Source organism: Niastella sp., from assembly GCF_045805085.1.
GTDB lineage: Bacteria > Bacteroidota > Bacteroidia > Chitinophagales > Chitinophagaceae > Niastella.
The window spans coordinates 1-7,329 of the sequence record NZ_JBJMLX010000094.1 but is presented as its reverse complement, the minus strand read 5'-3'; the positions used below and the strand labels follow the sequence as shown (position 1 = coordinate 7,329).

The window sequence follows — 7,329 nt, the reverse complement described above, 5'->3', positions numbered from 1 at the left end:
AAAGGATGATAACTATACAAAAGATGTGGCGCGCTCACTGGGTATTTACCTGAACGGCGCCGACCTCGATATGACCGGCCCAATGGGCGAGCGGATCACCGATGATAACTTTTATATCATCTTTAATTCTACCCCCGATCCGGTTCAATATAAATTACCGTCCGCTAATTATGCCGAAAGCTGGACGGAGGTGATCAATACCGTACAGGAGACCATCAACCCCGGGGAAACAACGTATAATGCCGGTGATACGATCACAGCTGAGGGCCGTTCCATTATCTTACTGCATAACGCCAATGCGCAGGAGGAGTGAGTATCATTCTGCCGCGATGAGGGTTTGAGGGGCTGCTGATTTTATCCGGGTCAGCAGCCAGGCAGTTTGCCGTTTTGTTTGCTTTTCCATGGTATTGCAGGCGCTCAGTAATGCCTCGTCACCTAAACCCATGGCTGCCATTTTCAACACCAGGCAACACAACTCAGCTTCATTACTCATCAGCCACAGGTCGTGCAGGTCGCGCAGCAGACCCATGCCTCCTGTACGGGGTTTAACAAACAGGATGCTCTTCATTCTGTCGGGTTCCCTGTCTTTTTCTTCCCCATAATAGTCAACAAAAGGTTGCAGGTCCAGCACCAGTTGATCCGACCAGGTGGCCAGCATGGTGCAATTAGCTACTATGTCGGGTTCAACAACATGGTGAAGGGCCACTTTTCGCAATGCTTCTGCAAGGTCCTGGTGTCCTTTATGAACCAATTCAATGTAATGACCAATATGCATAGTGTTGAGTTTTAGATTTTCCTGATGGCGACTGCTGCGTATTTGAAATGCGGTTGTTTGCTTACGGGGTCCCATTCGCTCAGGGTTAATTCATTGGCGGCGCGGGGCAGTCCTTTTTCATCCCAGTATCCATAATGAAAGGGAACGAATACATGACCGGGAATAATGCCGCCGATGGTTGCCGGAACGATCACTATTCCACGCCGCGACCGTACTTCCACCATATCGCCTTCACTGATACCGTATTGGGTGGCATCTTCAGTTGACAATTGAACATAAGCGTTGGGCGCAGCATCGCATAATTCTTTCGACCGGCCAGTTTTGGTGCGGGTATGAAAATGATACACTACCCGGCCGGTGGTAAGCATTAATGGAAATGCTTCATCAGGCGTTTCATGCGGGGGCATATATAACACGGATTTTATGATGGCTTTTCCCTGCGGGTCGTTGGCCTTGTACAATTCCGGAGGAATAGCGCCGCCGGTATCGAGGTCGTGGCCATAGGTTTCACAATAGTTGGCTGAGGTATTGAAGTAGCCATTGGTGTACAGGTGTTCGGCGCCATCGGGAAACTGTTCATTACAGGGCCATTGTATACCGCCTGACGCTGCCAGTTTTGAATACGACATCCCGCTGTAATCGCAGGGGCGTCCTTTACTGCATTGCTTCCAGGCTTCAAACGCTTCTTCAGGTGTATTCCATTTTATCAGTGGAGCGCCGTCTTTATCTGTAAAATCCATTCGCCGGGCATAATCGAGAAAGATCTCGAGGTCGGCGCGGGCTTCACCTGGTGGCTCAACTGCTTTTTGAGAAAGATGAACCGTGCGGTCTACATTGGTATAGGTCCCTGTTTTTTCACCCCAGATGGCAGCGGGCAACACCACATCGGCCAGTTGGGCCGTTTCGGTCATAAATGCATCCTGTACTACAACAAAAAGTTCCTCTTTCGATAAGATCTTTCTTATGCGTGCCAGATCAGGTAACGATACGGCCGGGTTGGTGGCGCTGATCCACAGTAGTTTGATAGAGCCCTGTTCGGCATATCGCCAGATCTGCATAGCGTGGGTAGGCGGGGCCCAATGGGGAATAATAGTGGGTTTTACATTCCACAGTTCAGCCAGTTCCTGTACATGCATTTCGTTGGCCCAGTTGCGGAAACCCGGCAGATCGCCATCGGCGCCGGTTTCGCGGGTGTTCTGGGCCGTTGGTTGTCCGTTCATTTGATAAATGCCGCATCCCGGGCGGCCGATCAATCCACGCACCAGGTGAATATTGTTTACCTGCATGGCTGCTGCAGTGGCCTGCATGGATTGATAAAAACCCTGCAACACGGTTGATACCAGGGTGGGGGCGTTCGCCAGGATTTCGCCGGCTGCTATTAACTGACTGGCCGGCACATCGGTAAGCGCCTCCACCACTTCGGGCGTATAGGTGGCGACAATTTTTTGTAGTTCTTCAAAACCCGTAGTATGATTTTCAATAAAAGCATGATCGATCTTCCCTGACAGAATGATGAAGCGCAACAGCCCGTTCATAACGGCCATGTTGGTACCCACGCGTGGCGCCAGGTGAATGGTGGCGTGTTGCGTGGTAAAGGTATCACGCGGATCGATGGCGATAATGGTGGGAGGATTGGGCCCTGCCAGCCGGTCGAGTATGCGCATCCAGAGCACAGTTTGCTGAGAGGCCATGTTATGTCCGCACAGCAGGATCACATCTGTAGTGTCAAGGTCGCGGTAAGAACCTGGCTGCCCATCAGTGCCAAAGGAAGCCTTTAAAGCGGCAGCAGCAGTGGCCGTGCACAGTCTTGTATTACCATCCATATGTGGGGTACTTAAACCGGCTTTTCCTATAACGCCCAGGGTGTAATATTCTTCCAGGAAAAGCTGTCCCGACGTATAGAACCCAATACCAAGTCCCGTATGCTGCGCCACTATTTCTTTTGATCGCTGCACTATCAGATCCATGGCATGGTCCCAGGTGGTGGGTGTTAACAGGCCGTTTTGCTTTATCATGGGTGTGGTTAACCTGTCCTGGCTGTTATTGGCTTCCCAGCCATGCAAACCCTTTGGGCCCAGGCGGCCATGATTTATGCGGTCTGAAGCCCGGCCCCGCACACCCACAATACGGCCGGCTTTAACGCCGATGTCAATGCCGCAGCCATTAGAGCATAACAGGCAGGCGGAAGGGACCCAATGGTCTGGGGTTTCTGTTGTGCGCTCATCCACCCGTACCGGCCAGTTGTCTGTATAGGGCGTACGCATTCCCCAGATATCATCTATACTGTTTCGTGTTTGGCTCATATCGTTATAGCTGTGGTTTAATAATTATTCAATCTTCAACTTGTAAATGGCATAGGGTTCGGTACGCTTGTTCACGCCCTCATTATACTCCGGTTGTTTTTGTATTTGTGAACAGCTGATATACAACCAGCCGTCTTTTGAAATGGAATAGCTGTCGGGCCAGATCAGGTGGCCGTCTACGATCACCGTTTCCATTTTCAGATCGGGTGTGATCCGCAGAATGGTATTTTTGCGCATATCCCCTATATACAGATTGCCTTTGTGGTCAAAGATCATCCCGTCGGTGGGGGCAAAATGCCCCAGGTCTTCTACCTTATTGCCCAGCTGGGCGCTGCTCATGGTTTCATCCCGCAGGTATTCGGTTCGAATGCGATACAGTTTGTCGTCGGTAAGCGGTTTATAATACAACCAATCGCCATCAGGTGTTAAAGCAATGCCATCTGAATTGATCTTTACCGGTTGTCCGTTCTTCATCAGTTCATGACCATCGATGATGAATTTGAAATTGGGATCGCTTTTGGTGGAGTAGTGTTCCTGCAACACCTGTCGCATGGCACCGCTGGCCAGGTTCACCACCACAATGCCGCCTTCGTTGCTGTTGGTGAGATAGGCGTATTGGCGCTGGTTATCTACCCGCACATCATTGATGTAGCTTTGGGCATCGGCCACGCCTTCAAAGAACCAGGTTTTTTCAATGGTGTTATTATTGAGGTTTATTTTTACCAGTTTATGGCTGTTCTGGTATACGCCTGCCATTTTAGGAGAAGCAGGATCAACTACCCACAGGTTGTTATCCTCATCGGTAACTACTGCCTGTACACATACCCATTTGTCTTTACCATTGTCACCGGCATGCCAGCTGTTCATATACAGGTTGGGGTAGGGGGCCTTTGCCATCGGGTATTCTTCAGTTTTAAGGTCTGTAAGATGGCCATTAACTTCAACCACGGCGTATTTATAAATATCCGACCACAACGGGTAATTGGTGAACAACCGCCCTTCGGGTGAAATGGCTACCCCGGTGAGTTGAAAAGTATCATCTTTAAAAACGGTTGTCAGCCGGGGCTTTTCCGGTTCACAGGTAAATTTGTTACAGCCCGTAATACATACATAGCAACATAGAATAAATACAATTAAACGGATCATACGGCAAGCAATTTTATTGTTTAAATAGAAATAGATCAATGTTCTTTTTCATGTAATAATCCATGCGTTAAGGCTTTCCATTGCAGGTTGGCCAAACCTAGTTGAGCGCCGAGATATACAAACCAGTTCCGGATCCGGGTGATGAGGTTCCGGCTCTGCCGGTTAGGATGTTCGTTCCTGCCAAATACCGCCGCCATTATGGTCAGTTGTTTGCGAAAGATCACAAAGGTGGAAGTAGCTGGTTGATCAAAAAAATGGGTGGGGCTGGTAGTACTGGTTAAAGGATTACCGCAGGATTGTACGGTAATAAAGGTCAACTGTTGTTCACCCGCTGATTTTTCGCCTGTTTGCACCACCTGCACCCAGTCGCCTCCATCGGCATCGGGGTTATCAGGACCGGGAATATTAATGCGCAGGTAATCATTTTTCTGCACCGGCCGGTTGATCGCGTTGCCGGTTTCATCAAATAAATGAAAGGATGCCGTGGCCTGTCCCGCATATTCATGCCACCTGTTCACATTCACCAGTCGTTCGGCTGCAATCCCGTAACATGCCTGCGCATGGGAAGCGTTCCGGCATTTGATGTGGCTATGGGTAAATGAAGATTGTCCGGAGTGTTGTGCCGGCACCACTTCATTGAGCCATGGTTCTTTCGTTGCACCTTTGTTCCGCATTGTAATAACAAATGCCATTGCCATGCCACAGGTATGTTAAAGAAAAAAATAGGCATGCTACTTTTAGACTGATTGGTTACCTTTATATCACGGGTATAATATTTGTTTTATTTATGTTTTTTCTCCCTCAGCCTCTTTTATAGCAGTCAATACATAATGGGTAAATTTAGCCGGTAATGGGCTATATATGAGTCTCTCCTGACGAGTGTCATGTTATTGTATTTATGTCCTATCAAAAAAATGAAAACTGAAGCGTATGGAAGAAATAGTATCTATTGAATTTGAGTATAAGGGCCAGACTTATTTCGCACTTGCCCGCGTTAAAAATAAAAAAGACCACAACGAATATCATATCACTGTTATGAATGGCGAATTGGAACAAAAGTTATATGGCAATCATGTTTTTATTGAAGAAGATAGCTGGATTGAATTAAGTCCGGTCCCGGAAAACAGGACCGGCCAGTTAAGAATGGCAGTTGGTCTGGCGTTGTGTAAGCACTTTAATAAACCGCACCATTTCGCAGAAAGAACAGCGTAAAATAAATGAGGCTGTTTGCTGAGTTGCAAAAAACACGGAGGCGGCCTCTTTTTATTCTTTCCCGTGGACAGATTTCCACGTTTATTCGTACCAACACTACCGGCGATCATTAACATGAAGAAAGGCTTACAATACGCAGCTTTTGTACTGCTGTTGCCCTTTGGTGCAATGGGCCAGCAAAAAGATACCTTGTTTAGAAAGCTCGATAGCCTGGCTCATCTTCCGCCTCCTTTAAAAAGAGGTAACCAGGATAGCATCAGACAGGAGTTTTATAATTCCAAAACAAAGATCACTTTTCCTGTTTACTGGAAGTTACTGGCCAGTGACTTAAAGCAGGAAGTTACTGCTCCGTTTCATGCAAGGCCGCGTGACTGGGCGCGGACAGCTGCCGTGGCAGCCCTTACCGGTGGCGTCTTGCTCACCGATAAATCCATTAACCGGAAAGCTGTTGACTGGCGCAATGAAAGTTCCGGACTGGTAGAAACGAGTAAATACGTAACCCGTTTTGGCGGCAAATATGAAGTAATTACGCTGGCAACCCTGGGTACTTATGGATTTCTTTTCAAAAATGAAAAGATAAAAACTACTACCTTTCTGGCTACGCAGGCATACATCACCTCTACGATATTTGAGTCTTTAAAATTTTTATCCGGCAGGCAACGGCCTTACTATTATGATCCTGTAAGTCATACCAATGCACCCACCTGGCATGGGCCTTTTTACCAGTTTAAAAAAGATGCCAACGGAAACAAGCCCAATGTGAATGCCTACACTTCATTTCCTTCGGGCCATACAACGCTGGCCTTTGCCGCGGCAACAGTCTATGCCATGGAGTATAGTAACCGGAAAATTATACCTGTACTGGCTTATAGCGTTGCTTCGGTGGTGGGGTTAAGCCGTATTACCGAAAACAAGCACTGGGCTTCAGATGTGCTGATAGGTGGCATTTTAGGTCACTTAATTGGCCGGCAGGTGGTCAATAACTATCACCGCTATGCAAAACTGAAAATGGAAGAAGCAAAAAAGAAACGCAACACCCTTTCATTTGCACCCCAGAATCTCTATGGCAGATGGCTTCCCGGTATTGTATACCGGTTTAATTAAAGGATGTGGCTTTTCCCTGATCGTTTCAGAACTGCAGCTGGTTCCATGGCTGACGAAGATCAATGCTTTATGGTTAAATTTTTTTGTGTAGCCTGAATATGTTTGCTAACTTATAGTACAATTAGTCTATTCACCGTCCAAAGTATCCTTTCTATTTACCTCCGGTTTTGGGAGGGGTTTACCTATACATATTTACCAGCACAATAAATACCATTATTTATGGATCGGATAACTCATGTGTTTGATTGCACAGGCAGTCTTATATTCTTTGAACCATACGTTTTAGATTACCTGAACGACCCGATAAAACTATCGCAGGACCAATATTTACAAGCGGTGGGAACTATTTCAGTGCCTACCCTGTTCTTTGAATTAAATAAAAATTGTCCGGTACGATATTATTATCGCACCAATGGTTTGGACAAACCTTTATTAATTGGCGTAAGCTTTTGTAATGGCATCTGGCAATTAAAAGAGTATTTGGAAAATGCATCGGTATATTTTTTACTTACCCTGTTAAAGCAACGCCTGGGGAATGGGAACGTAATTATATACGTCGAAAATGAGATCGTAGACGACGATCCGGGAGTATGAAGTTCATATTCAACCCCGGACATAAAAAAAAGAGCCATCATACATGACAGCTCTTGTTGCATCATCTTCAAATATTTTTTATATAGTAGGCATACCACCTGTAACCTGTACGGTTGCCCCCGACATATAACTTGCTTCATCAGAAGCCAGCAGTACATATACAGGCGCCAGTTCGGCCGGCTGGCCTGCGCGTTT

The 7,329-nt window shown here is 47.0% G+C and carries 8 protein-coding genes and 1 pseudogene; 4 read left to right on the top strand and 5 right to left on the bottom strand.

Translation table 11 applies throughout. From position 1 onward, the window contains the following. Nucleotides 1-313, top strand: a pseudogene (locus ACJ751_RS04755) (glycogen debranching enzyme GlgX); the annotation flags it as partial. 3 nt (nt 314-316) lie between these two features. Here the strand turns inward: ACJ751_RS04755 and ACJ751_RS04750 are convergent. Genes ACJ751_RS04750 through ACJ751_RS04735 form a run of 4 tightly spaced genes read right to left on the bottom strand, consistent with a single transcriptional unit; the run spans nt 317 to nt 4,922 of the window. Next, a complete protein-coding gene (locus ACJ751_RS04750) occupies nt 317-775 on the bottom strand; it encodes a molybdopterin oxidoreductase (RefSeq protein WP_407744227.1) in 459 nt (152 codons plus the stop codon). Nucleotides 776-786: 11 nt separating this feature from the next. Continuing rightward, nucleotides 787-3,078, bottom strand: a complete 2,292-nt coding sequence (locus ACJ751_RS04745; protein WP_407744226.1) for a molybdopterin oxidoreductase family protein — start codon at nt 3,076-3,078, stop codon at nt 787-789. 24 nt (nt 3,079-3,102) lie between these two features. After that, on the bottom strand, nt 3,103-4,224 hold the full coding sequence (locus ACJ751_RS04740) for an SMP-30/gluconolactonase/LRE family protein (protein WP_407744225.1): 1,122 nt from the start codon (nt 4,222-4,224) through the stop codon (nt 3,103-3,105). A gap of 35 nt (nt 4,225-4,259) precedes the next feature. Beyond that, nucleotides 4,260-4,922: a hypothetical protein gene (locus ACJ751_RS04735; RefSeq protein WP_407744224.1), complete on the bottom strand. Its 663-nt coding sequence runs from the start codon at nt 4,920-4,922 to the stop codon at nt 4,260-4,262. Nucleotides 4,923-5,154: 232 nt separating this feature from the next. On the opposite strand from ACJ751_RS04735, the gene ACJ751_RS04730 reads away from it, so the two are divergent. From ACJ751_RS04730 to ACJ751_RS04720, 3 genes are all read left to right on the top strand, one after another. Beyond that, nucleotides 5,155-5,436, top strand: a complete 282-nt coding sequence (locus tag ACJ751_RS04730) for a hypothetical protein (protein ID WP_407744223.1) — start codon at nt 5,155-5,157, stop codon at nt 5,434-5,436. A gap of 114 nt (nt 5,437-5,550) precedes the next feature. Then, entirely contained in the window at nt 5,551-6,540 is a 990-nt protein-coding gene (locus ACJ751_RS04725; protein WP_407744222.1) for a phosphatase PAP2 family protein, read from the top strand. Nucleotides 6,541-6,759: 219 nt separating this feature from the next. Next, nucleotides 6,760-7,134 carry a hypothetical protein gene (locus ACJ751_RS04720; RefSeq protein WP_407744221.1) on the top strand — a complete coding sequence of 125 codons (375 nt, stop codon included), beginning with the start codon at nt 6,760-6,762 and terminating at the stop codon, nt 7,132-7,134. A gap of 78 nt (nt 7,135-7,212) precedes the next feature. Here the strand turns inward: ACJ751_RS04720 and ACJ751_RS04715 are convergent. Next, nucleotides 7,213-7,329 (bottom strand): SDR family oxidoreductase (locus ACJ751_RS04715; RefSeq protein WP_407744228.1); only part of this gene is annotated, 117 nt, incomplete at its 5' end.